This is a genomic window from Sunxiuqinia rutila (genome assembly GCF_050589705.1).
Lineage (GTDB): Bacteria > Bacteroidota > Bacteroidia > Bacteroidales > Prolixibacteraceae > Sunxiuqinia > Sunxiuqinia rutila.
This window is the reverse complement of sequence record NZ_JBNGOT010000007.1, coordinates 261,965-284,687: the sequence shown is the minus strand read 5'-3', so window position 1 is coordinate 284,687 and position 22,723 is coordinate 261,965. Positions and strand designations below refer to the sequence as shown.

Sequence of the window (22,723 nt, the reverse complement as noted above, 5' to 3'; positions counted from 1 at the left end):
TTACTTCCAAATTATTTAAACAGGCTTGCACTTAAACGACCACCAACAATTTCGGCAACTACTACAGAAAATTGGATTCCGATAGTTGTTTACAACCACTTGTTGCGTTTAAACAACCAAAACTGAAACCCCACCACCACCAAAAGAATCACTATAAATCCCAGGAAAGCCACAGGGCTTTCCGCTTTGGGAATACCTGCCAGGTTCACGCCAAGCAAACCCGTAAAAAAGCCGAGAGGAAGGAAAAAAGCAGCCACAATGGAAAGCACATACATGCGTTTGTTCATCTGCTCATTTTGCCGATTATAAAGCGTTTCCTGACTCACCGTCCCCATCTCGCGCGCGGCATCCAGCATTTCCAGAAAACGGATAAGCTGATCGGTAATCTCCCGGAAACGATGTTGTTGCTTAACGGTCAGCCAACTTGTTTTTTCCAACTGAAGCCGTAACAACGCCTCACGCTGGGGGACCAAAAAACGTTTCAACTGAATAATCTGACGTCGCACATTATGAATCTCATTGTGATAATCATGCTCTTCATCATCCAATACCAACTCCTCAATTTCAGCTGAACGATCTTCGATATCTTCCATCACATCACTCATGCGGAAGATTAGGCGCTCGCACAGAAAAACCAAGAAATGGCCTGTTGATTTGGGAGGATTTCCAGCTTCAACCTGTTGTATGACATCATTTACCGATATCATACTCCGCCGTTGACAACTGATAATCCGGTTCTTGGTAATTACCATGCGGATAGCCACCATATCTTCCGGATCAGCTCCTTCAGCCAGGTTCACCCCACGCAAAATTACCAACAAATCATCACCGGATACCGAAATCCGCGGGCGTGTTTCTTCTTTCAGCAAGGCATCGATAAACAATTCATCAATGCCTTTAAGCGAGCGAAGTATTTGGGGCGTATTCGGGCTGTTCAAATCGAATTGCAGCCACTGGTAAGTCTGTTCCGGAACAGGCTGATCAATCTGATTTTCGGGGACATGCTCAAGCTTTTTTGCCGCAGGAAAAATATTAAATCCGTGAAGTAATGCCATGATGAAATCCTATTAATTTCAATCAAGATACAAAGGATTTGCGATTAAGCATAAAGTTGATGAAAGGATTTTAGCGACTCATCTCGCGAAAGGTTTTCCGCCCTTGCAGGTAAAATTTCCAAATGATGCTTTTGCAAAGCACTTCATCATGCCACTGAGGGGTGGCTGCCTTCCTCAGCGCTTTGCGTTTTGCGCGAAGCTGCTTGTGTGATCGGTAAAAAGCATAATGCGCCTTCAGCACGCTCACGAAGCCTCCTCCGTTTCCTTCAGACAAAAGCTTAAAAGCCGCTACGCCATCCAGAATCATGCGGACCACCAACACTTTGTAGAATTTACGTCGGGGCAGGTTTTTATACAGCAACCACAGACTGTTTCGAAAATTCAGGAATAACTTTTTGGGGTTATCGTAAGCCAACGTTCCACCCCCCAGGTGATACACCCGGCTGTACGGAGTAAACTGAATTTTATAACCTCTGTTTTTCAGGCGCCAGCATAAGTCTATTTCTTCCATGTGCGCCCAGAAGTCAGCATCGAATCCTCCCGCCTCGTGAAAATAACGGGCATTGACGGCCATACAGGCACCGGTAGCCCAGAAGATATCAGTCACCTGATCAAACTGGCCTTCATCCTTTTCCAACACATTCAGAACTCGCCCGCGACAAAACGGATAGCCCAGTTTATCTATGAAACCACCGGCAGCTCCAGCGTATTCAAATTCATCTTTGCGTTTCCAGCTCAACACTTTGGGCTGCACCGCAGCAACTGTCGGATCGCTTTCCATCCGATCGATCAAGGGTTTTACCCACCCGACTGTAACTTCTACATCTGAGTTCAGCAAAATGTAATAGTCGGCCTCAATTTGCTGAAGAGCCACATTGTACCCTTTGGCAAAGCCATAATTTTCCTCCAAATGCAAAAGCTCAACCTGAGGATAATTTTCCTGAAGGAAACTTAATGAATCATCATCGGAATGGTTATCAGCAACAACGACGCTGACACCTTCATCCTGGCTATACTGAATAACAGAGGGGAGGTATTGATCAAGTAGTTTCCGACCATTCCAGTTGAGAATAACAATGGCAACACGCGGTGAATTCATGCCGCAAATATAGTCAGGAAATCAGAATCCGGGAAAGGATACTAATCAGGTTTTCTTTTTCAAGCCGATTGAGCATTTCCTGTACCTTGGCCAGTTTGTTTTTTTTGCCCGACTCGATGATGGCTTTTATCTCTTTAAACTGTTTGCCTGTTAGCTCTTCTTCCATCAATTCCCAGGCTTTTTCGACCGAGGATTCAGGTTGCGGCAAACCCAGGCTTTCCAATTCCATAATGGCTGCTTCCAAAATCTCATCGGCCTGCATTTTTACCGGATCATCCGTCTTTTCATTCCCGGTAGCGTCGCGTAAAGTCCAACTGGAATAATCATACTTCAGGGCGCCAATCATTTTTACAATGTTGTGGTCGGCACCAAATATGCGTTGCAAAAAAAGCATGGTCTGGTTTTTCCAGGCTTCCAGATCAAAACTTTTTTCCATCAGCTTTTCTTTTTGCTGTCTCAGTAAGGCAATTTCTTTTTCAGCCATCATTGCTTTTTTCTGCAATTTACTCTATTGCCCGACGTTGTACAACACCTTGTGCTGAAAAACTATCCCAAAAATTCATTGACCTTTTGAAAAAAGGCCGGAAAGTAATTTTTGTTTGAAGCCACAATTTCTTTTCCAAACAGGAAGTCATCTCCCCCTTTAAAATCGGAAACTTTACCCCCGGCTTCTTTCAGGATAATGATTCCCGCAGCCACATCCCAGGCATGTAAAGCATGCTCAAAAAAGCCATCAAAGCGGCCACAAGCCACATAGGTCAGATCCACAGCAGCCGAGCCCATGCGGCGCATTCCACGGGTTTCAATCATAAAAAACTCCAGCAACTTCAGGTAATTGCCCAGCATGTCGAAGTTATAATACGGAAAACCTGTTGCCAGCAAGGTATCTTCATGCTTTTCGGTTTTCGACACCGAAATGGCCTGCCCGTTAAGCCAGGCGCCGCCACCTTTCCAGGCCAAGAAAAGCTCATCCTGCCCAATCTCATAAACCACGCCTGCCACGGGCTCCTCACCGTCAATCAGGGCAATAGACACCGAATGTGGAAAAATTCCATGAATAAAGTTGGTTGTTCCATCCAACGGATCGATCACCCATTTCAACTGCTCGCCCGAGGCCGATGCTGTGCCTTCTTCGGTAATAAAACCAGCTTCGGGGAGCAATTTCCGAAGCGCACTCACAATCATTTCCTCGGCATTCTTATCCACATAGGTTACCAGGCTGGCCTTGCCTTTCAATTCAATGTCGTCGTTGGTTATTTTAAGTCGTTCCTGACGAACGAATTGCCCAACTTCCTGGGCCAATATTTCAATAGACTGGCAAATTGTCTTTAATTCCATCTCTTTGTTTTTAGTTTGAAATTGGGCTAAATCAGTTCAATTTCAAAATTCCCCCCGTCATTTATTTCTGAAAGCTTCACCTCCCGAACCTGATTAACCAAACGGGAATCGAAAGGGGTTTCGACCCGAATGTAATTGTCGGTAAAACCGTGCAACAGCTCTCCGGTGGTTTCATTTTCGAAAAGAACCGAACGCGTTTGCCCTTCATTTTTTTCATAAAAAGCCCGCAATTTCTTTTCCGACAGCTTAATTAAACGACGGGTCCTTTCCTTACGTTCATCCACCGGAACAACAGGCTTTAACTCCAAGGCTTTGGTTCCCGGCCGTTCCGAATAAGGGAACGCGTGCAATTGCGTAACATCCAAATCAATCAAAAAGTTATAGCCATCTTGAAAAAGCGCTTCGGTCTCGCCATTCGACCCGGCAATAACATCAATGCCAATAAACGCATCAGGCAACACCGACCGGATTTTGGCCACCCGCTCAGCAAATAATTCGCGTTTGTAGCGTCGTTTCATCAACTCCAACACCTCGTTGGATCCGGCTTGCAAGGGTAAGTGGAAGTGTGGGGCAATGCGTTTCGAGCCAGCCACAAAATCAATGATTTCATCAGTCAGCAAATTGGGTTCAACCGATGAAATCCGGAGCCTTTCCAGGCCATCCACTTCATCCAGCTTTTTCAACAAATCAATAAAGGTTTCATTCGTACTTTTTCCAAAGTCACCAATGTTTACCCCAGTCAGTATAATTTCCTTGATGCCATTGCCCACGGTTTCCCGTGCTTTTTCCACCGTGTTGACGATGGTGTCGTTTCGGCTCCGCCCACGGGCAAAGGGAATGGTACAGTAGGTGCAAAAATAGTCGCAGCCATCCTGCACTTTCAGGAAGCTGCGTGTGCGATCGCCCCAAGAGGCGGCGTGATAATAATCGCGGTTTTTAGCCTGCGACTGAAGCAAACGAAAAGGCTGTTCACGTTTATTAAAATCATCAAAGAAATCCGTCATCCGGAACTTGGCATTGGTTCCCAGGATATAGTCCACCCCGGGAATTTCACCAATTACATCAGCCTGCAACTGTGCATAACAACCCGTTACAACCACCAAAGCCTCCGGATTGCGCCGAATAGCCTGACGAATCATATTCCGGCTCTTTTTATCGCTTTCGGCAGTTACCGAACAAGAATTGATCACATACACATCTGCCTTCTCCTTAAACCCTACCCGATCAAAACCTTTCACTTCAAAATGACGTGCGATGGTTGACGTTTCTGAAAAATTGAGCTTGCAGCCCAAGGTAAAAAACGCTGCTTTTTTGCCTGAAAACTCCATGAAATCCCTTTCGTTTAAATAATCGGGCAAAAGTATAAAAATCCGGCGAAATAGCGTGATTTACAATAAATCGCTAGCCAACTCAGCTAAATAACTTCGTTCTCCTTTAACCAGGTTGACATGTGAAAACAATTCCTGCTCCCTCATTTTATCGGTCATGTAAGCCAATCCGTTCGATTTCATATCCAGGTAAGGCGAATCAATTTGCTGCATATCGCCGGTAAAGACCATCTTCGTTCCTTCTCCGGCACGTGTAATAATGGTTTTGATTTCGTGCGGTGTCAGGTTCTGAGCTTCATCCACAATAAAAAAAGCGTTGGATAAACTCCGTCCCCGGATATAAGCCAGGGGCGTAATCAGCAAGCGTTCTTCCTTCAGTAGCTCTTCAATTTTCTGATACTCCTGGCTACGCGGGTTAAACGCATGCTTAATGACGGATAAATTATCGAAAAGCGGCTGCATATATGGACTGATCTTTTCAGAAGCATCTCCCGGCAAAAACCCCAGGTCGCGGTTGCTCAAGGCCACAATGGGGCGAGCCAGCAAAATCTGTTCATACTGTTTGTTTTGCTCCAAAGCGGCAGCCAGTGCCAGCAGGGTTTTCCCCGTACCGGCCTTTCCGGTTAACGAAACAAGTTTAACGTCCGGATCCAGCAGCGAGTTGATGCTGAAGGTTTGCTCGGCATTGCGTGGTTTAATGCCATAAGCCACGCGCTTCTCCACGCGCACAAGCCGCTGTGAGTTGCGGTTATAGCGAGCCAGCACACTTGAACTATTTCCTTTCAGAATGAAGTATTCATTGGCCATCGGTTCTTTGTCAACCTCCGACTCGGCATAAGGAAGCGTCCCTTCATTGTACAAACGGTCAATCAACTGATCCTTGTAGTTATCCACTTCACTAATGCTTTTTTCAAACACCTGAGGATCTTTAATCTTATCGTTTTGATAATCTTCAGCCAGAATACCCAACGATTTGGCCTTCATCCGCAAGTTGATATCTTTGGAAACAAGGATGGTTTGGCGGTTGGAATTTTCGTGTTTCACATATTCGGCCACCGCCAAAATCCGATGATCAGGAATATCTTCTTTGAACGATTGCTTCATGGCTTCGGTGAAAGGCTTGCCGGTTGCAATAATCAGTTTTCCAAGCCCTTCGCCCAACTGAATTCCGCCATTAAACAACTTTTCTCCTACAACGCCATCCAAAATTCGCACAAATTCCCGTGCCTGAAAGTTGATCGGATCATTTCCTCGCTTAAATTTGTCGAGTTCTTCCAGCACCGTTAACGGAAGGATGATATCATTATCTTTGAACTGGTAAATGCACGTGTGGTCGTGCAAAATGACATTTGTATCGAGTACAAATACTTTGGTGTCGATCTGCTTTTTTGCTGCCATAGTTCCAAGTTTTGCTTTTGCTAAATTTAACGAAAAAAAAGCTGACATGCACTTATTGAAGGACTCAAAACAAAGCAAATCTTATCAACACCTTAAACTCATTTTTCGGTAAATATATGATTAGCAATGACAAGTTATAAACACACCCTCGATTTTTTATATACGCGCTTACCCATGTACCAGCGAACAGGGCCGGCAGCCTACAAAAACACTCTGGACAATACGCTGGCTTTAGACCAATTTTTTGGCCATCCTCACAAGGAGTTTAAAACAATCCATGTGGGCGGCACCAATGGGAAAGGGTCAAGCTCCCACTTGCTGGCTTCGGTTTTGCAGGAAGCCGGTTATCAAGTTGGTCTTTACACCTCGCCCCACTTAATTGATTTCCGGGAACGAATTAAAATTAATGGCGAAATGATTCCAGAAGAGCAAGTGGTCGCATTTGTCGATCAATTCCGCCAATCGAAAGAGCTTCAGCAACTAGAGCCTTCCTTTTTTGAGATTACGGTGGCCATGGCTTTTGATTATTTCAGAAACCAGCAGGTTGACGTTGCGATTGTAGAAGTTGGCTTGGGCGGACGACTGGATTCAACCAACATTGTTGATCCTGAACTGGCACTTATTACCAACATAAGCCTCGACCATACCGCCTTGCTGGGCAACACCATTGAGCAGATTGCAGCTGAAAAAGCAGGCATTATAAAACCCCATGTACCTGTGGTCATTTCTGAAAGCAACCATGCCTACAATTTCGTATTTGAGGCAGTCGCCCACGAAAAGCACAGCCCCATCTCCTTTGCCGATCAGGAATTTCAAGCAGGCTATTCGATGCTCTTGCCAGAAGGAAAACAACTTTTCAATTTTCAGCAAAACGGAGAACTTGTTTTCCCGAATCTGAAAATGGACTTACTTGGCAACTACCAACAAAAAAATGCCTCTGGGGTTTTGAAAGCACTTGAGCTGTTAACCCAACAGGGCTGGGAAATTCCCCGGTCAGCAATTTATGAGGGATTTTCCAATGCATCTAGCAATACCGGACTTCGGGGCCGCTGGGAAGTCGTTGGAAACAATCCGTTGATGGTTTGTGATACGGCGCACAACGAAGCCGGACTAAAAGCGGTGGTTGCACAAATGCATGCGACTCCATGGAAGCAACTACATATTGTATTAGGCATGGTCAACGACAAAAATTTGGACTTGGCATTGGCGATTCTGCCTAAACAAGCCAACTATTATTTCACCCAGGCCAGTATCCCCAGAGCGCTTCCTGCAGCTGACCTGGCTAAGCAGGCAGCCGCTTTCGGGCTACACGGAGAAGTAGTCTCACCTGTTTCTGAAGCAGTTGCAAAAGCCCAAGCGCAGGCAGAAGCCGAAGACCTGATCTATATTGGCGGAAGCACCTTTGTGGTGGCTGATTATTTTTCTTAATTTTTTCCATTTTTCTTTTGCTTGCCTGAAAAAAGGATTTATATTTGCATCGCCTTTCTGAAAAGGAGGTGAGTTCAGAAAACATTCGGGCGGTTAGCTCAGTTGGTTCAGAGCATCTGGTTTACACCCAGAGGGTCGGGGGTTCGAATCCCTCACCGCCCACAAAAGAGAAATATCCAAATGGTATTTCTCTTTTTTATGCCTCAAATAATCTTGAAGAATACAGAAAACACAGGCGACTCCGAGTCTCTGACATTTTTTTTCGATTATTTTCAAAGTTATTTTGGTATCGCAAAAAAAGACTCTATATTTGCAACGCCTTTCTGAAAAGGAGGTGAGTTCAGAAAACATTCGGGCGGTTAGCTCAGTTGGTTCAGAGCATCTGGTTTACACCCAGAGGGTCGGGGGTTCGAATCCCTCACCGCCCACAAAAAGAGAAATATCCAAGTGGTATTTCTCTTTTTTTATGCTCTGTTTTTTAGAGCACCTTCAAAAAATACCATGAGGTCTCCCCCATGGTATTAATAAGCTTTTAATTCGTTTACAGCTAGTTATTTTAATTCGATTGGTTGTATTTTCGATTTTTCAACACCGCGGAGTGCGGAATAGGTTTTAATCATCTCCTCCAGCTTTTCCGGTTGTTCCTGAGCCAGATTTTGCTGCTGTCCCAAATCATCTTTCAGATTATACAGTTGAAAATCCTTCGAATTTCCAATCTCAATATTGACACTCTTGATCTTTGCTGGTCCTTTGTAAGGAGGAATCATCAGCCAGTCGCCTTTACGCAGGGCAGTACGGCTAGTGGCTTCAAGCACCAACTCCTCCCGTCCGGCAGCACTTTCACCAAGCAACACGGGTAATAAATCCTGACTATCGGTTGTCTTCTCTTCCGTGCCAGCCAAGGAAGCCAGAGAAGCTAACAAGTCCATCTGGCAAAGCAGAGCATCAGATACCTGAGGAGTAATTTTACCTTTCCAGTAAGTGATAAACGGCACGCGTGTACCCGCTTCAAACAAACTGTATTTTCCACCCCGAAGAGGACCTGACGGCGTATGACTTCCAAGTTTCTCAACAGCATCATCATAATAACCATCATTAATTACAGGCCCGTTATCACTGCTCAATACAATCAGCGTATTCTCCAATAAGCCCTCTTCTTCCAGTGTTTTAACAAATTCACCAATACACCAGTCGGCCTCAACAATTACATCCCCACGGGGGCCCATGGTGGTTGAACCTACAAAACGAGGATGTGGCGTACGTGGCACGTGCGGTTGCTGCATGGCATAATACAAGAAGAAGGGCTCATCCTTATGCTTTCTCACATACTCCTGCGCTTTTATCAAAAAGTGGTCGGCCATGTCCACATCACTCCATTTAGCCGCTTCCCCGCCTTTCATGAATCCAATACGCGGAACGCCATTCACAATGCTATTGTTATGTCCATGATGCCATTTCATGGTCAGCAATTCCGGATTATCTTTTCCTGTTGGCTCACCCTCAAAGTTGTGCTGATAGCTGATTTCAATCGGGTCATTAGGATCCAAATTATCCACATAACCATTGTCGATATATACGGTTGGAACCCGGTCTTGTGTAGCAGCCATAATGTAAGCATCATCAAACCCCATTTCATTTGGTCCGGGAGCGATATGCCCATTCCAGTCAACCACTCCGGTTCCCAGGCCAAGGTGCCATTTCCCCACGATTCCGGTGTGATAACCTTGTTTTTTAAGCATTTTAGGAATAGTTACCTGTGCGGTATCAATAATTAAAGGTGCCGTTCCCGGAAGAATATTAGCATCCTTGTTTCTCCAGGGATACACGCCGGTTAACAAGCCAAAACGGCTGGGCGTGCAGGTCGCCGAGGTGGCATGAGCGTCGGTAAACCGAACGCCTCCATTGGCAAGGGCATCCATGTTTGGCGTTTTAAGCTGAGTTGCCCCATAGGCACTCACATCCCCATAACCCAAATCATCGAGGTAAATTACAACAATGTTGGGGTTAAGCTCTGTCGCTTGTTTTTCGCTTGTTGTGCAGGCCGTAACCGCGGCCATACAAGTAGTAGTCAGTAGTAGATTTTTCATTACTTATTAATATTGAGAATTAGTGCTTATTTCAGTTGCCATTTTTCCTGCCAGTGAATAACTGGTTTGTCATTTTCAAACATGATGGGTAGCCAGATATAGCGTCCATCGATGGCATTTTCAGGGCTCCAACGGTCAGCCATAAAAATAAACTCACCCGGGTTATGCGGATTTTCAAAAATAAAGGTACTCTGGGAATCGAAGGTAGTTTGTTGTTGCACACTGGTTCCCCGACAGGGATTCCCCAAAGATTTCCACGGCCCCCAAATGGAGTCAGCCACAAACGAGCGGGCTGCATTGGGCGCCCACCCCGTGCAACCAGAAGCAATCAGGTAATATTTGCCGTCTTTCTTAAAAATAGCCGGTGCTTCATTATGCCCGGCAGGCAATACCGCAACATAGCGCCCGGAAAAGTCCGTGTATTCCTCATTCAACTCAGCAATATGCAAGGTCAGATTCTCTTCCGAAGCATGAATATGATAGGCTTTCCCGTCATCATCCACAAAAAGGGTCATATCACGGGCCATTTGTCCTTTCTCTAAATCACGATGAACAAACAAGCCATCAGCAACGGCAGCGAGCCATTCCTCCGACCAGCTCTTCAAGTCTTCAGGAAAACGCATTTGCTTTTGCTCTGCCGTAAAATTCATCGGCCACCGCCCCGCATTGGGATTGACACTGTGTTGATAGGTAAATGGACCAATAGGTGAGTCAGCAACGGCCAAGCCGGTTTTTGCTGCTGAATACCCCATTCCTTTCAATTCATGATGAAACCACATCACAAATTTGCCCGTCTTTTTATTGAAAATAACTTTCGGACGTTCGATGATACATCCTTGCACAATCGGGCTCTCAGGATCATTGGAAACCCGAAGGGCAATTCCCTCATCTTTCCAGCTGTACAAATCGGTGGAAGAATAAACATGCACCCCCACCTTGGCCTGATTACCGGCTTTGCCTTCAATCTTGTGTTCGCCGTACCAATAGTAGGTTCCTTCAAACTCCAGCAAGCCGCCTCCATGTGCGTTGATATGAACACCGTTGTTATCGGGCCAGATTGCTCCGGGCTCGAAGTGTTGTTGCTTGTTGTTTTGAGCCGAGCAAAACAAACTCAGCAAAACAAAAGTCAGGGTCGTTAGTTCTTTGGATAATTTCACTTTCTAAAATTAGTTAAGTTTTTAAGTCTGCTCATCGTTTATCCTTCTTAATTCTATTGCAAAACTCGCTATTGTCTGAAATCGGTATTATTAGAGATAAGCCCCAAACTCCCCAAAAAATCAGCACAGGCCGCCTTCACATTGTAAATACTTGCCTTCTTTTCACGAACGGCCTTGACGACCTCCACAAATGGCTGTTTATTGTCAACATATAGCAAGAAATTCAGGCTCATCAAGGCCAGGTCCATGTTGTTGCTGAGGCAAAATTGTTTCAGCCGGTTTTCTGCCAATTCATTTTGAAAAAGCTGAAAAGCAATGGCCGAAGCCGTGATTGCCACGGGAGGATAGCTGTCTGTCATGGCCTCAACAATTTCAGGCTCGAATGCTTTCAAATCTTCCGAGTGCTGCGACCTTAAGCCAATCATAGCCCAATAGCGAACGATTTTATTATCGGACTGAAGCAATTCAAACTGCTGCTTAGCCACCTTTTTGCCTCGCATTCCCGACAAGGAAGAAGCCTTGTAGATTTCCTCAACCGGATAGTTTTGATCATTCAGTCGGAATTCATAAGGCGTTGTTGTCTCTGAAATCAAGCCAATTTCATATTCAGGCAAAAGCAAAACATCACGAGCACGAAGAATCTCCATTTTCAACTGGCTACGCATTTGCTCCAAAACAGGCTTGAAATCAGGATTAGCAACCAGGTTTTTGGTTTCCCAAGGATCATTTTCAATGTCATATAAAAATTCAGCGGATCGTTCTGCAAACAAGCTTTGCTGCAAGTCATTCAGTTTGTTTTCAGCCAGGTCCTTGCGCATTTGCTGTTTAATCTCCCCAATTTCCATGTAGCGGATGTACCTGGCTTCAGGCATAAACGGCATGAAATTTCGGGAATACACAAACTTACCATCCGTCACTGTTCGCACTTTATCGATTCCATTGTCTGAGCGATCTGAAGATAAAAACAGGTAATCGGCCTTTTCAGAGCGATTGGCCCCCAGCAAGCTTCGGCCTTCCAAATGGGCAGCCGGCTCCCCGTCTGCCAAACGGATCATCGTTGGTGCCAGATCCGTAAAATCAACCAACTCATCGGTAACCACGCCCGTTCCCCATGGCGAAAGATCCTTGTACATTTCAGGAAACCAAACCACAAATGGCACCCGGTACCCCAGGTTAATCCCATTGGTTTTCCCGCGCGGAATGCCCTCTCCGTGATCGGCATAAAAGAAGATAATCGTACTGTCTTTCAATCCATCCTTTTTCAGCCGGGTCAACAAAGCTCCAATCTTATTATCCGTTAGTTTGATGGAATTATAGACACGGGCCATCTGCCTGCGCATTTCAGGGTTATCCGTGTAAAATGGTGGCATCTCAAAATCGTCATCGCCAATGCGTTCTGCTTCTTCCAGATGTTCCAGCACATGCTGTTCATACCACGCATAACTTTCTGTCATCGTTCGGGACTGGTGACTATCTACCAAGTTAAAAACGGCAAAAAAGGGCTGTCCCGGCTGTCGGTTCCACCAGCCCGCCTTGCCCGAGCTTTCATGCCAGGCTTCTTTAATAAAGTCCTTAGCCCGGGCTACATTGTAGTCAGTTTTACTGTTGTTGGTGGTGTAGTAACCTTCCGATTTCAGGTAATAAGGAAATCCTTTGATTAACTCCGGAACCGGATAGTTGCTCCGGTGATTTCCGGTGCCTGTTTTATAGGTCTTCACGCCGGTTATAATGGCTGATCGGCTGGGCGAACAAACTGTTCCGGTAGAAAACGCATTTGTAAAACGAACGCCTTCGCCGGCCAACCGGTCAATAACAGGTGTCCGGGCATCTTCATTGCCATAGCATCCAATAAATTGGGGCGAAGTATCTTCGATGGTGATCCACAAAATGTTGGGTTTGGGCTGTGCCCATGCTGTGCTTCCAACTAGCAACGGTATCCAAAGCAGTATTCTCGGTGGTTTAGTGAGGTTCATAGGAGGTAACTTTAGTTCAGGCTATTTTATTTCAGCAACTTAATTTGAAATAAATATGCTAAATTAATTGATTCTGATCAATTTAAAGCCGAACTATTTAACAGGATGATCTAAAAAAAAAGAGAAGCATCGGAAAAATGCTTCTCTTTTCCGCCAGGGCTTTTAAGCCTGGTCTTCTAAAATCATCTCCTCCATTCTGAGGACTAGTTTTCCAGCTTCAATGCTCCATCACGCTGGCGGATGCTATAGCTTTTTCCTTTTTTTGTTTTGAAAGTCAATTCCTGATCAAGATAACGAACCGTGCAAGTTTCACCAGCATTTGAAATAATTGTGGCTTGCAAGAGTTGGTTATCCTTCCACTCCAATGAAACCTGAAAATTACCGCGTGCCGAAAGTCCGCTGATTGATCCACTTCCCCAGGCCGCAGGAAGAGCAGGCAACAAATGAATAAAGCCCATGTGACTTTGTAGCAGCATTTCAGTAACTCCGGCTACCCCGCCAAAGTTTCCATCAATCTGAAACGGAGGATGCGTATCCCACAGGTTATCCAGCGTTCCGTTTTTCAACAGATTGCCATACAATTTATAGGCATGATCGCCATCGTGCAGGCGCGCCCACTGGTTTAGCTTCCAGCCCATACTCCATCCGGTAGCAAAATCGCCCCGATGCTCCAAAACCACGCGCGAAGCTTCTGCCAGTTCGGGAGTCGCAATAGGCGAAATCGTATGTCCCGGATGCAAGCCAAACAGGTGGTTCACATGGCGGTGCTTATCTTTCGGGTCATCAATATCTTCCGACCACTCCATCAATTGACCATAGCGCCCAATTTGATAAGGAGCCAGTTTTTCCAAAACCTCAGCCCACTGCTTGCGTTCCTGCTTGTCGACTCCTAAAATCTCACTGGCTTCCATGGCATTCAACAGGATTTCACGAACCACTGCGTGTACGAAGGTGGTTCCCTGATCAACCGGGCCATGTTCCGGAGACGTTGACGGCGCTGCGGTATAGCTTCCATCAGGCTTGTGCCACAAATAGTCCACCGCAAACTGCGCACTACTTTTGATTAGCTCATAGCCTGTTTCTTTCAGAAACTGTTTATCGCGCGTATAATCGTAATACTCCCAAACATGGGTCGCCAGCCACGGTCCGGCCATTGGGTTAAAATTCCACGACATATCCTGGCTGGTTAGCGGAGCCGTAAAACCAAAGATGTTTCCTGAAATGGAAGCAGTCCATCCACGAGCACCAAAATAGGACCTGGCCGTTTCGGCACCCGGTTTGGTCAACGTGCGAATAAAATCAATCATCGGCAGCATACATTCATCCAAACTGGTGGCGCAGGCTGGCCAGTAGTTCATTTGTACATTGATGTTGTTGTGGTAATCGACCCGCCATGGACCATCCACATTATTGTGCCAAAGCCCCTGCAGGTTAGCTGGCAAATTACCTGGCCGAGAGCTGGAAATGAGCAGGTAACGTCCAAACTGGTAATACAATTCTTCCAGGTGAAAATCCTTTTCTCCCGCACGGTAACGCTCCAAACGCTTGTTGGTTGGCAACATCGGGCTTTCTGTCGTTGGGTTCAAGTTCAAACGAACGCGGTTAAACAGGGTGGAATAATCCTGGTAATGATTGCTAAAAAGTTGATCGTACCCCTTGCTCATTGCCTGTTTCATACGGTTTTGAGTGGTTGCAAGCGGATCAACTCCCACATAGGTTTTCGGATCTGAAAAGTCCGGATCAAAATTCATTTGGTAATCGGTGTCTGCCGTAAGCAGAAAAACCACTTCATCGGCTCCGGTTACCTTCAGCTTACCATCCGCATTCGAAAAAGTTCCGCCTTTCGCAGTAGCCTGAATCCGAATCACAAACTGCATGTTATTGTTATCCAAACGGCCGGTATAAACCAATCCGTTTTGTCCATCAGCCTGCATCGTACCTTCCGACACCGGATTGGGGGCATAACTCAAATTCAGGTTTTGCTTCCCTTTTTCAGTGGCCGAAAACCGGATGACCATCGCCTGGTCCGGATAAGAAATAAAAGTTCGTCGTTGATAATGAATTTGATCGGCCTGAAACTGCACCACAGCCAAAGCCGAGTCCACTGACAGAATGCGCTGATAATCGCTTATCGCTGTTTCATCAATTCCGGTTTCAATGTACAGCTCCCCCATGGTTGTGAAATTGCCAAAGCGGAACGGTTTCTCAGCATCGGATGCATAAGGCACCAGACCATTGAAGTTTTCACGGGTCAAGCGGGCTGCTTTCGCCTGGTCGCCATCAACAAAAGCCTGACGAATATCGTCTAGCAAATGAGCCGACTGCTTGTTGGCATTCCAATAATAAGCTGCTCCTTTAGCCGTATTGGGACCTCCCCGCCACAGCGTTTTTTCGTTCAGAGTGATGCGCTCAGTGGCAACCGATCCCATCACATTGGCCCCCAGGCTTCCGTTACCCAAAGGCAACGATTTGGATTCCCAGTCCTGATCAGCATTTCGGGCTGAATTTCCAGCAGATATGGGTTTGTCCTCTCCTTTGTAGCGACTTTCATCACCACTGTACCAAATGGCTTTTCCACTCAGATCATTCGGCTCATCAAACCAAACCGACAAGCCTTTGGTGTAGGTTGTTTGGGCCTGAACAGGCCCCAAAAGTGCCAATAAACAGGTTATCAGCATAAGGTGTTTCATTGTTATTTTAATCATTCGTTTCGTGTTTTTATATCGATTAGTCAAACAGGATTTGAAAATAAAGTTTTAAAAATAGGATAATTTCATTCAATAGAAAACCTTCAAAGAGGTGCTTATCTGAAATAAAACACGGGAAAAGTTGACTAAAAATCAACAAGTCCCGCGTTCATAGCTTCAGCTACATTTTGCAAGCTTCTACAATTATTTCTGAATGTCTCTCCTGTTTTTGCATTAAGGCAGTGAATTAAAATCAATTGCAGGGCGCTTCCCTTTAGCCTCGCGGGTAAACTGTGCGCCAAAATCCGTTTTCCCGGTGAAGAACCCACAATTTTTCAGGAAGAAGGTATCGCCAAACTGGCCCCCGGCATAGTCCAAACGCGAATTTTTGCGAGCCGTAGCATCTGCTGAAAAGGCTGCCTGATTCAATTCAGTCCAATTTCCTTTCGCATCCACCACCCATTGGTTGGTGTAATGCACCTTTCGGCTCGATGTTCCGGCCTGCGGAATAAAGTTCTCCAAAAACGAGTGCAAACCCGTGAGGTACGTATCTGTTTTCGGGCGTTCAAAACTGGCAATCAGTGACCAGTCTTCTGTTTCAGGATCAAAGAACCACGCTGTAAATGTGGTGGAATTATCACCATTAGGCACACCCTTCAACAAAAAGCCATAAGTAACTCCGGCCTTCCACATAAACTTCTTATAGCTTTGTCCGCCGGAGCCTTCATTCCCAAATTCACCCGTATGAACACCTTCTCCTTTTCGAAGCATTTTGATTCGTTGATCTTCCGGTATTTCATTGGGATTATCGGTATGAAACGGACTCCAAACAGAAAATAAAATACGACGTTCTTCGGCAGAGTTCACCTGAATACCGAAATAGCCCTGACCAAAACCATTGGCCATAAAGTAAGAGCCAATCACATCTTCGCCAACAGGAACAGTAATTTCATTGTAAAAATAAGTAACATCCTTTACCGTTTCGGGAACCAGATAACGCAAATGCACCGATGGTCCCCGGCGGCCCCAGTAAAAGTCATCTTTCGCAAAATAGAATCCCTTTTCGGTCGGCACTCCGTTCACTGCCACATCACTGATTTGAACAGTTGCATCGCCATCAAGCAGGCTGATGTCCAGCTGTTGGTACCCCGGATTGTTCACCGTGAAATCGCCTGCCCAAAGAATGGTCGGCGTTTCGTTTGTCAACTCGACCGTTTTCTCTTGTGCCCCCATTGCCAATTTTAGCCGCGCTTTTCCATTCATCACGTGGCCCTTAATTCCCAACTGAATTGTGCCGGTTTCTTCAGCATAAAAAAAAGTCCGAAATACTTTAGAATAACCATTCTGAATGTGAATCCCATCCGGGCCAATGTTTTCAGTTGTTTTCGAACCATTATTGATCACCCAGCTGTTGCCGGTGGTTGGAATGAATACCTGAGCCTGAAGCGTTTTTGCCACCATTCCGGCCTGAAGCGCTAAAGCCAGCAAAGCCGCTACAAACATTTTTACAATCTGATTTTGCTTTTTCATATGTTTACTGTTAGTTTTTTCTACTTGTTTGATTTGTATTATCATTCACAGGTTGGCGTTTATTCCCAAATAATTTCCTGAAGCTGAGTAGGCTGTTTTGAATTGAGAATACGAACTCCAGTGATTTTCTGACTCTTATCTGCCGTTTTATCCGAATAGTGCACCCGTGTTCCATTGGCATAAATAATTTCCACACCACTGGTGTCACCCACAACCCATACTTGTGATCCGGAGGCAGTTTCCGGCTTTGGAATTACCAAGGCTTCGCTTGATTGAGGCACCGTGTAGAAAGAAAACAAGTCGCCATCAGATAGAGCCGTTTCGCTGTTGATACGTGCATCTTCCGGCACATCTACCTTAAATTGATTAACCTTAAGCTCAAGCTTTTCTTCAGATTTATTCCGGAAACGAATATAACGGATTTGATGCTTCTGATCCAACCTTGCTTGCAACTCGGCTTCATCACTATGCATTGGCTGGGTTTTCCATTCCACTCCATCGGTTGAAACCTGCACTTCTCCGCGCTCGCTCACTTCCGGATTGTCCAGTTTTAGGTGAATGTAGTTGGCATAAATACCGTCCGGTAGTTCAATGCCTATAAAATCATCCGGCTGCAAGGCAATCACTTCAAGCATGGGTTTTATCGTAACAAACTTACCCTGACGACTCACCGGAACACGCTTCAAAGCCTCAACCGAAGTCAACAACTGATATTGCTCCTGACTGTCGTTAGCGATGTCAGCATACTGGTTGCCCGTAAATTTTGCAAAACGTTCCTGGGCTAATTGCTGAAAAAGTTGATTTACAAAAGGAGTGAGCACGGTTCCCCCCACTTCGCACCCGCGAGCCCAGCGATCAGGAGCACCTTTCAACTTTTGCTGATGGCTGTATTGCTCCATTGCCTGCAACTGCCCAAACACCTTGTTGATTTGGCTAAACATATCTTCTGGCTGCGCCGCTGAAACTTCGGCTAAAGCCATGGTCTCTTTTCCGGCCCGGCCTAAAGCTTCAAACGATAGTAACCAATACTCCAACTCATCATAAAGTGCCGGATTGACTTCGGGAAGTTGACTTTGAAGCCGGTGTGCAGCTTGAATGATATGATCAAACTCGTCCTTCAATCGTATTTTCACAGAATCAGTCATGTTGTTTTGTTCCTTGCAGGAAGCCAAGGCAGCCGAAGTATAGGGTAAAATGGCAACTGATTCTTCGCGCCGATAGCCATGAGAGTTCGGTCCCTGGTCGCTGTTATGACTTGCAAAAAGCAACATCTCGTTGTGCAGCTCCGGAAACAAACGCAGAATCCCGTCAATCCACGACTGCTGCGATTGAAAACCAGCCATATTCCAGGTGTAATCAGCTACTCCAAACAAGCCAATCTTCGATGCTTCCGGCTTATCCATTGGATTGGAAGCAAAGCCTGAAAGGGTTCCCAGATTATTGGGATCCAATCCATAAGTTCGTCCTAAAAGCAAGCGGGTACGCACATAATCGCTTACCGGCCAGTTCCACCAGATAAAGGCTTTCCGGTTTATCTGAGCATTGATCCAATCCATGCCATCGCGCTCAATGTCGGCGCACACCGAATTGCCGGTCCACATGATGTTAATATCGTGATCCAGCTGCTTACCCAAAATTGACAGGTAGTCACCACCCGACCAGGCTCGATTGTATTGCGTTGGGCACATAATCAGTGGTGTAACATCATCCTTTTTTCGCACAAATTCGGCATTCAGGTAATTCAACATTTCAGCTTGTCGCGAAGCATCAGTCCCTTCTCCGCTGATATCGTCAAAAAATACCGCAAACGAACGCACCCCAAGCTCATACATCATTTCAAACTTTTGCAAACAAGCCACAAAGTCGTCAATCAATCCGTCGCCATCAGTGTCGGTCCAGTGAATATCTCTCCCCGGGTGAACGGCCCAAACAAAGTTGATCTGGTTTTGCAAGGCCGTTTCGGCCAGCTCGGTAATCTGAGCGGCTTTATCGTCAGGATAAGGTTCCCGCCATTGGTCGGAAAACCCGTGAAAAGGATCATCCTTCGGCCCATAAATGTAAGTGTTCAGCTTATACTTTCCATAAAATTCAAGCTGACTCAGTCGGTCCGCATGACTCCAGGGCTTGCCGTAGAATCCCTCAACAGTACCACGAAATTCAACATCGGGCCAATCGACAATCTCAACGGCCGGCAGGCTCAAGCCATCCTCTGTTTTTTCCAACAGCTGACTTAAACTTTGCGCGGCATAAAAAACCCCCGCAGCATCGCGTCCTACCAGAATAATCTTCTTTGCAGAAACCGCTAAAAAATAGCCCTCGGCCTGTTCCGGAACCTTACTGTAGTTTTTCGTTCCCGGTTCGCCAGCCAAAGCAGCTACCACTTTCACTGAAAAACCATCCAGCATGCCATGCAACAGCTGCCTGCTGGCCGCATCAAGCTGGTCACTTAATTTCCAACTTGTACGTCCTTTCTTCAGTAAAACATTTTCTCCTTTCGGATTCACTTGTTGAGGAACCGGATAGATGTCCGGCATTTCGAAACCGGACTGTCGTTGATCTGCCAGTAAGGCCGCCACATCCGACTTCGTCTCCTCAACTTCCACTTGCACATTCGTCGCGCTTCCGCTTGTCGCTGCCATCAATTCCAGACCAAGCAGCAACAAGCTCCATTTTCTAAACATCATTTGTTTTCAATAATTAGTAGTAGAGTAATAAAAGTAGTATTCTTCTATTCTCCGTAAACCAGCGTTCGCGCACCGTCAAATGCAACTGCCTCAATTCGGGTTGCACCTGCAGGGTAGGCAACTAAGGTAGACCGATTGTTGGCATCGCCTGTGCCTACCATGGTTATCCAGCTAAGCTCATCTCCGGAGAAAGTTTCAAATATAGTGACATTTCTCCATGCCGCATGATCTACTTTTACCTGATTACTCAGAGCCACGACTCCCTCTCCATAAGTTCCAACTACGGGCAAACGGTTTTTGTAGGCCTGATAACTATTGACTGAAATATATTGTATTGAATGATTCAACTCCGGTTTGGGATACTGACTGATGTAACTCACCGTTTCATCAACCATACTTTGAGTAATGGTTTTTTGCCGGTTAGTATAATCATTAAACATTTTATCAACAGGTGTTAGCATTCCAATTTGAGTAAAAAAGTCGGTCAAATCATATTGTACTGCATCACATACATTCTTCACAAAATTCAATTGCAACTGTCCATGAGGCATCCCAGACTCATTCGTATTCCGAACGGCTTCAAAAACATCAGCATAGAAGTAAGGTCGATGCCATTCATTGCCTTCACCAGCAATATGAAAAAACAACTGCAACTGCCACAGCGGAACCAAACTAACAAACACGTCGCCTCCCCATATATTATTCGCATTGGGTCCATAGTTTGCATCAGGCCCCGCCTGAAGCCCCCATTCCTGTTGGTTTATAAAGGCATTATTCATGTAAGCGTTGAAACGCCCCCCAACCATACCTCCAACATTCTCATGCTCCAAACGCATGCTGTAGGGTGTATAGTTAAACTGACTCCACTTGGAGAAAATATTATTGGTTACTTCTGTGGTACCCACCCAAACCAGTCCGGGGCGTGTCTGATTAACATGACCAAATTCATGGGCCGGGCCCCAATTGCTATTTCTTAATTTCTGCGGATCGGCGATGGTACTCATGGTATTATCATGAAAAGCAGCCCCCCAACCATCAGCATGCATGTAACCTTCCCAAATAACCCGCCCCAACATATGATTTTTAGGTAGCCGGTTATATTTCCTAAGTCCCATCATAGTCTGCTGGCTACTCACAATACTGTCGTAAATGGTTGTCAGTTCGTGCAAACTATTCAGACTGTAGTTTTTCAGTGAGTTGACACTATAGGCCAATTGCACACGCTCGCCCTTGATATCCATAATCCCACTAACAGCCTGCTCCAAAAGTGTTCGCCCATCTTCGTTGGAGTGTCTGCTTATATCGAAGTAGCCATTAACTTGTCCGGAGGCAATGTGCACTTTAACCTTTGGCAAGCTTTCATAGTCGTTGCTATAATAGCTAATGTAGCCATTTCCCTGGCCTTTCATACTCAATACATTCAATCCCTCCTTCAAAGGATAAGAATTGTCATCGCCCGATGGGCCAAAGTCTTTCACTCGTAACTGCATGTCAGCTCCTTGTTTCTCGCCAACAAACAGGATCACTTCTTCTTCGGCAGAAAAATAGATTCCTGTTGGATTCTCAAACTGACTATAAGCACTGGTTTTCAACTCTGAAGCTAATTCTCCAAAAGGCCGATATGGTTCATATTCCTGTACACGAAACTCCTTCGGATATTTCCCGGTCAACAGGTAAGCTGCAATATTTTGTAAGAATTGGTTTTTAATTTGAGCCAGGTCATTGATCCCAATGCCAGGAGCAAGTTCTGAGAAGGTTGCATCAGTAAAGAATTTCAAATCCTGATCCAAGGCATTAAGCGACTTACTTTCATAACATTCGAACTCGGCGAGAGAAACATAATATTTACCGGCATCATGCGTGTAGGCATCGGTCACGATAATTTTAACCCCTCGGGGGTTCAAAACAGGTGTTTCGAAAGACACGACCACAGGATTATTGCTATTGGCTGCAGCAATGTCAGCCACCTTTTCATAGGTGGGTTTCTCCTGAGTTTTCACCCACACAGTAGCCGTTTTAATGATCCCATTGGCTCCACTGATCCGTGGATGAAGCACCAGGTAATTCATCACCGAAGATTGTTCCGGATCCAGCATATATTCAAATGTAATTGCCGGCTTGTCGGGCATACCTCCCCATGGTGAGTGATATAAAGTACCAAGCTCCCCATCCAAGCTCATGTCAATATTCTGGCCACCCTGGAACTTATCTGATGGTGTAAGAGTCGCTGAAAGCACAGGCAGCTTCTGATCCTTCTCAAAAACATCGGAAGACCCTGGCTCATAATCATCAGACACCACGATCAACTGCTTTACAAACACAGTATCTGCCAAATCGCCTTCTTCATGCGAGAAATAAAGGTGTCCCTCACGAACATCACTGTCTGAAAGGTTTTTAATATTAAAGGTGAAGGTATACTTCACCGGATTGATGGATACACTTTTCAGCTGGGTCGTATTTTCCATCCAATCCACTTCACTTTCAGCTTTCACTCCAACATTGGAGTACAATTCAATGGTAAGATCTTTCGACCTAAAATCGGTCATTAAAGTATCGATGGAAACAAAAATGGAAGGTTCAATACCAAACTGCATTACCGAAATGGTTTGGCTTAAGTTGCCATGCGTTAGTTTTATTGTTGTGCTGCGCGATGCTAAAGCCGCATTTTCGTCCACCGAAATACTTAAGTTTTTCGATTGGCTATTGTAACTGGTCATACACCAGCTGGCAGAGCTTTCAATTTGCAGGTTCTCTGCATTGGTATTGACTTGGATGTTCGAGGAGGATTCCTGAGCTAAAAAGCCAATTTCAAGTTTGCTTTGGTCGATCTCAAGAACGGGAGTAGCTAAGGTTACTTCAGAATTTTTGCTGCACGACTGGAGCAACATCAGGTGTATTCCCATCAATAACAGGATCAATTTCATTTTTTTCATCGTTTCATGTTTAGTTCTACAATAAT

General features: G+C 45.5%; 14 protein-coding genes and 2 tRNA genes. 3 read left to right on the top strand and 13 right to left on the bottom strand.

Features of this window, described 5'->3' with window-relative positions:
* Window positions 1–89: 89 nt before the first annotated feature.
* The 6 genes from ACRD6K_RS11285 to ACRD6K_RS11260 all read right to left on the bottom strand — a co-directional run bounded on the left by ACRD6K_RS11285 (window position 90) and on the right by ACRD6K_RS11260 (window position 6,218).
* Window positions 90–1,055, bottom strand: coding sequence for a zinc transporter ZntB (locus tag ACRD6K_RS11285; RefSeq protein WP_430973340.1), 966 nt, complete (start codon window positions 1,053–1,055; stop codon window positions 90–92).
* Window positions 1,056–1,125: 70 nt separating this feature from the next.
* Window positions 1,126–2,154, bottom strand: a complete 1,029-nt coding sequence (locus tag ACRD6K_RS11280) for a glycosyltransferase family 2 protein (protein ID WP_430973339.1) — start codon at window positions 2,152–2,154, stop codon at window positions 1,126–1,128.
* A gap of 13 nt (window positions 2,155–2,167) precedes the next feature.
* On the bottom strand, window positions 2,168–2,590 hold the full coding sequence (locus ACRD6K_RS11275) for a hypothetical protein (RefSeq protein WP_299582289.1): 423 nt from the start codon (window positions 2,588–2,590) through the stop codon (window positions 2,168–2,170).
* Between the two features lie 110 nt (window positions 2,591–2,700).
* The gene (locus ACRD6K_RS11270) at window positions 2,701–3,492 is read right to left on the bottom strand and encodes an inositol monophosphatase family protein (protein ID WP_430973338.1); all 792 of its coding nucleotides are present in this window, start codon (window positions 3,490–3,492) and stop codon (window positions 2,701–2,703) included.
* A gap of 26 nt (window positions 3,493–3,518) precedes the next feature.
* A complete protein-coding gene (gene mtaB, locus ACRD6K_RS11265) occupies window positions 3,519–4,820 on the bottom strand; it encodes a tRNA (N(6)-L-threonylcarbamoyladenosine(37)-C(2))-methylthiotransferase MtaB (RefSeq protein WP_430973337.1) in 1,302 nt (433 codons plus the stop codon).
* Between the two features lie 60 nt (window positions 4,821–4,880).
* Window positions 4,881–6,218, bottom strand: coding sequence for a PhoH family protein (locus tag ACRD6K_RS11260; RefSeq protein ID WP_430973336.1), 1,338 nt, complete (start codon window positions 6,216–6,218; stop codon window positions 4,881–4,883).
* A gap of 126 nt (window positions 6,219–6,344) precedes the next feature.
* Between ACRD6K_RS11260 and ACRD6K_RS11255 the strand changes: the two genes are divergently transcribed.
* The 3 genes from ACRD6K_RS11255 to ACRD6K_RS11245 all read left to right on the top strand — a co-directional run bounded on the left by ACRD6K_RS11255 (window position 6,345) and on the right by ACRD6K_RS11245 (window position 8,074).
* A complete protein-coding gene (locus ACRD6K_RS11255; protein ID WP_430973335.1) occupies window positions 6,345–7,646 on the top strand; it encodes a bifunctional folylpolyglutamate synthase/dihydrofolate synthase in 1,302 nt (433 codons plus the stop codon).
* Window positions 7,647–7,733: 87 nt separating this feature from the next.
* A tRNA-Val gene (locus tag ACRD6K_RS11250) sits at window positions 7,734–7,808 on the top strand.
* Window positions 7,809–7,999: 191 nt separating this feature from the next.
* Window positions 8,000–8,074, top strand: a tRNA-Val gene (locus ACRD6K_RS11245).
* Window positions 8,075–8,197: 123 nt separating this feature from the next.
* Here ACRD6K_RS11245 and ACRD6K_RS11240 read toward each other — a convergent pair.
* The 7 genes from ACRD6K_RS11240 to ACRD6K_RS11210 all read right to left on the bottom strand — a co-directional run bounded on the left by ACRD6K_RS11240 (window position 8,198) and on the right by ACRD6K_RS11210 (window position 22,697).
* Complete coding sequence (locus ACRD6K_RS11240; RefSeq protein WP_430973334.1) at window positions 8,198–9,733, bottom strand: sulfatase family protein; 1,536 nt, start codon at window positions 9,731–9,733, stop codon at window positions 8,198–8,200.
* Between the two features lie 26 nt (window positions 9,734–9,759).
* Complete coding sequence (locus tag ACRD6K_RS11235; RefSeq protein WP_430973333.1) at window positions 9,760–10,890, bottom strand: glycoside hydrolase family 43 protein; 1,131 nt, start codon at window positions 10,888–10,890, stop codon at window positions 9,760–9,762.
* Between the two features lie 68 nt (window positions 10,891–10,958).
* Complete coding sequence (locus ACRD6K_RS11230; protein ID WP_430973332.1) at window positions 10,959–12,863, bottom strand: sulfatase family protein; 1,905 nt, start codon at window positions 12,861–12,863, stop codon at window positions 10,959–10,961.
* Between the two features lie 203 nt (window positions 12,864–13,066).
* Window positions 13,067–15,568, bottom strand: coding sequence for a glycoside hydrolase family 95 protein (locus ACRD6K_RS11225; protein ID WP_430973331.1), 2,502 nt, complete (start codon window positions 15,566–15,568; stop codon window positions 13,067–13,069).
* Between the two features lie 216 nt (window positions 15,569–15,784).
* The gene (locus ACRD6K_RS11220; RefSeq protein ID WP_430973330.1) at window positions 15,785–17,080 is read right to left on the bottom strand and encodes a DUF3472 domain-containing protein; all 1,296 of its coding nucleotides are present in this window, start codon (window positions 17,078–17,080) and stop codon (window positions 15,785–15,787) included.
* A 59-nt stretch (window positions 17,081–17,139) separates the two neighbouring features.
* Window positions 17,140–19,764 (bottom strand): beta-N-acetylglucosaminidase domain-containing protein, encoded by a 2,625-nt coding sequence (locus ACRD6K_RS11215; RefSeq protein ID WP_430973329.1) that lies wholly within the window; start codon window positions 19,762–19,764, stop codon window positions 17,140–17,142.
* A 44-nt stretch (window positions 19,765–19,808) separates the two neighbouring features.
* Complete coding sequence (locus ACRD6K_RS11210) at window positions 19,809–22,697, bottom strand: M60 family metallopeptidase (RefSeq protein WP_430973328.1); 2,889 nt, start codon at window positions 22,695–22,697, stop codon at window positions 19,809–19,811.
* Window positions 22,698–22,723: the final 26 nt, after the last annotated feature.